Source organism: Chthoniobacterales bacterium (assembly GCA_035274845.1).
GTDB lineage: Bacteria > Verrucomicrobiota > Verrucomicrobiia > Chthoniobacterales > UBA10450 > AV80.
On sequence record DATENU010000003.1, the window covers coordinates 1 to 3648 of the forward strand.

General features: G+C 59.8%; 4 protein-coding genes. 2 read left to right on the forward strand and 2 right to left on the reverse strand.

Going from position 1 to position 3648, the window contains the following annotated elements; translation table 11 throughout:
• A partial coding sequence (locus VJU77_01160; GenBank protein ID HKP01944.1) for a hypothetical protein occupies nt 1-1339 on the forward strand: 1339 nt, incomplete at its 5' end.
• Between the two features lie 101 nt (nt 1340-1440).
• Here the strand turns inward: VJU77_01160 and VJU77_01165 are convergent.
• Both VJU77_01165 and VJU77_01170 read right to left on the reverse strand, forming a co-directional pair.
• Nucleotides 1441-2763 (reverse strand): phospholipase D-like domain-containing protein, encoded by a 1323-nt coding sequence (locus VJU77_01165; protein HKP01945.1) that lies wholly within the window; start codon nt 2761-2763, stop codon nt 1441-1443.
• Nucleotides 2764-2855: 92 nt separating this feature from the next.
• Nucleotides 2856-3170, reverse strand: a complete 315-nt coding sequence (locus VJU77_01170) for a hypothetical protein (protein HKP01946.1) — start codon at nt 3168-3170, stop codon at nt 2856-2858.
• 93 nt (nt 3171-3263) lie between these two features.
• Between VJU77_01170 and VJU77_01175 the strand changes: the two genes are divergently transcribed.
• The coding region (locus tag VJU77_01175; GenBank protein ID HKP01947.1) for a prepilin-type N-terminal cleavage/methylation domain-containing protein at nt 3264-3648 on the forward strand (385 nt) is incomplete at its 3' end.

Consider the following 3648-nt stretch of genomic DNA (forward strand, 5'->3'; position numbering starts at 1 on the left):
GGTTTCCTTTGGCATCGAGACGGCCAATGCGGCGGGGACAGGAACGACCCAACCGATCAACGTGCGCCTGTATACGCAAACCACAGGGACCTTCCCTGGCGGAACGCGGACGCAGATCGCGACGACGACGGTGAACGTGGCGGACCAGACCAACACGGTATTGAGCGTGCCGCTGGCGGCGGTGGTGCCAGCAGGGACGACGCAATTGATCATGGAAGTCAATTCGCCGGATGGACAGGCGGCGGGTCATTCGTTCTTCATCGGATCGAACGCGTCGGCGCAAACGGGCCCGAGCTACATCAGTGCAGCCAGCTGTGGCCTAACGACGCCGACAGACACGTCGGCGATCGGGTTCCCGAACATGCACATTGTGTTTAACATCAACGGTGGCTGCGGAGGAACTCCGACCCCGACCCCGACAGCCACTGCGTCGGCCACAGCCACGCCGACAGCAACCGCGACGGCCACAGCAACCGCTACGGCAACAGCCACACCGACAGCGACAGCGACAATTGCACCGACCCCGACAGCAACCCCGACGCCGGGCGGAATAACGCAAGCGTTGAATCTGTCGACGCGGATGCGCGTGCAGGTGGGCGACAAGGTGGGGATCGGCGGGTTCATCATCACGGGGGCAGGAAGCAAGCACGTGGTGGTACGAGCGATCGGGCCATCGTTGGCGCATAACGGGATCACTGATCCGCTGGCGGATCCGATCCTCGAGCTGCATGGGCCGAGCGGGTTTACGACGGTGACCAACGACAACTGGAGAGACACGCAAGCGGCGGCGATCCAGGCGACGGGGTTAGCCCCGACTAATGACCTCGAGTCAGCGATCGACGCGATGTTGGCGCCCGGAGCCTACACGGCGGTAGTAAGAGGGAAGAACAACACCTCCGGGGTGGCGCTGGTGGAAGTGTACGACCTGAGTCCGACGAGCGGAAAACTGGGGAACATCAGTACGCGAGCGTTCGTGGACACGGGGGACAACATCGTCATCGCGGGCATGGTGCTGGGTAACGGGGCTTCCCTGGACCGGGTGGTGGTCCGTGGGATAGGGCCGAGCCTGGCGCCGACGTTCTTCCCCGCGAGCGCGGTGCTGGCCAATCCGACGTTGGAACTGCGGGACGAGAACGGAACGCTGATCCTCGCGAACAACGACTGGCAGGATAACGCGGGGCAAGCGGCCGTGATCATGGCGGCCGGATTGGCGCCGAGTAACAACCTGGAATCGGCGATCGCGGCGTCGTTGCCGCCCGGATTCTACACGGTGTTGCTGGCGGGGTTAAACGGCGGGACCGGGATCGGCCTGGTGGAAATCTACGACCGGGGGCCGTAACCCGAACCGACAAGAAAGTAATGCGAGGCTCGTGGGCAACTGCGAGCCTCGCTTTTTCTACCGCGGGCAACGCGGATAGATTCGGTGGCCGGATGCCCCCCCTAAAGCTGCGATCGGAAAGGCAGCATCAGCCACTCGCTTGTGCGTTCCCACCAGGAACGGTTCTTAAACTCTTGCAGAGTGTATTCGCGGGACTGTTGCAGATCTTTTTCAAAAATATCTTCCAGCTGGCGGCTAAAGTTTTTGTCGTGGATGACTACGTCCAGTTCTTCGTTTATCTCGGACGACCGCGCGTCGAAATTGGATGAACCGAACATCGAAAACAACCCGTCCACGACCATCGCCTTCTCGTGGATCATAGTCGGTTGGTATTCAAAAATCTTTACGCCTCCTTCCAACATTCGCCCGTAGGCGGCGCGGCCGGCGGACTTGGTCAGAGGCTGATCGTTGTTGATCCCGGGAAGAAGCAGCCGGACGTCGACGCCGCGTTGAACGGCTTTGACCAGAAGATCCACCTGGTCGTCCGTGGGAGTGCAATAGGGATTGGTAATCCAAATCCGCTTTTCCGCGGCCGCGAACGCCGTCGCCTGGACCAAGGGGACGGGCGCCATGGAAAAGGAGTGCGAGGCGATGACCTGGGCCTTCAAGTCGCCAGCTTCCGCCAAAGGAGGAAAGTTGCCCGCACCACTCAGGGTTTCGCCAAAGGTCTTTACCCAGTGTTCTTCGAAAGCCCACTGGAATTTGGCGACGAGCGGTCCTTCGATGCGCGCCTGTGAGTCTCGCCAATGGTCCTTATCCTGGGCATGGCCGGCCCATTTCTTCGAGAATCCGGCCGAGCCGGTGAATGCGAGTTTCCCGTCCACAATGAGGACGCGCCGATGCGATCGCCGATTAGTACGATCGACTCGCCACGAGGCGGTCGGGTGATAGTAGGCGAATTTGCACCCCGCTTTCTTCATCATCTCGACGTCCGAATTGTCGAGGCTCCAACCTGAACCGATGCCGTCCAGAAGAACGCGGACTTCGACACCGGCGCGGGCCCGTTCACAAAAGGCATCGCGAAACTGCCGGCCGACCTCATCCGAATGCAAAATGTAGGTGGCAAAATTGACCGTTTGCCGGGCGGCCCCGATCGCCTTCAGCATGGCCGGAAAATATTCATCCCCATTAAGCAGCATCTCGATCTTATTGCCCGCAATCGGGACCGGGTCCGAAAGGGCCAGGGCTGATCCGAAGAACTCCGGATCCCGGACCGTGAAGGTGTGTTCGAGGTGATACTCGAGCGAATGACGGCGGATAAAAAAGAGGCAAAAGATCAGGACGATCGCCAGAAAGGCGAGGACCAGGCCGATCCATTCCCCGACGGCCAGTTTCCACCGGCGTTGATTCAACCAATGCGAGGAATTGGAACGCTTTCGAGCCATGCGTCGGAACTGAATCGCGCCGGAGGCACGGGCCGATTGGCTGCCATCTAAAAAATTCACCCGCCGGCGCTGCTGCCAGCCGACGTTTGACCTTAGCGGATGACCTTTTGGGCAAATTCTTCCACCGTCATGACAACGTCCCGATCGTCGAAGGGGACGTGAGTGGAAGCGGTAAATTTGAATGCGGTGCGCCCGGATCGCATTTCCTTGATGGTGAAGTGGACCGATCGATTCCTGATTTGGAAGGTCAGGGTCAACCCCACTTTCCGGAATCGGGCGTCAATTTCCTTGATCCAGTCCTTGAAGCGGTCCGGGTTGAAGGTTCCCATGTCCCGGGTCAGGACGGTATGAACGAGGTTGCGAACAGCCTCTCGCTGCTCCTTCGGCCGGGAATGCATCAGGATCATTACTTGCTTTGAGCAAAAGGGGTACCGGACACGCGTGCTCCTTGCCCAGCCGGCACATGGCCTCCCCCGGACAAACCGGCATGCGTCCTGCTTATGGCAATTATAATGTTGCCGCTGCGCCATTCCAGAACCCCGCATGGTCTTCAGGACGCTGCCCCCATCGCCCGAGCCGCATTTACCCTCGTTGAGGTGGTGATCGCCCTGGCTGTGCTCGGGGTTATGGCGGCCGGCTGCTACATAGGGTTTAACTCGATCAATACCTACGCGGTCACTTCCCGCCTTTACAGCGAAGCTCAAACGGCAGCCCAGAATCAGATCGATCTCGTCCTCTCCAGGGAGCCTTTCGACATCTCATCGGCGTATATCTCCGGGAGCTTCGATCCCGCTTTGAAAAGGATTCCCATTGAAATCATGACGACGGCCGAGATAGATACTTTGGCCAGTTCGGGAGTGACGTTTCCCACCGCCGCCCCCACCG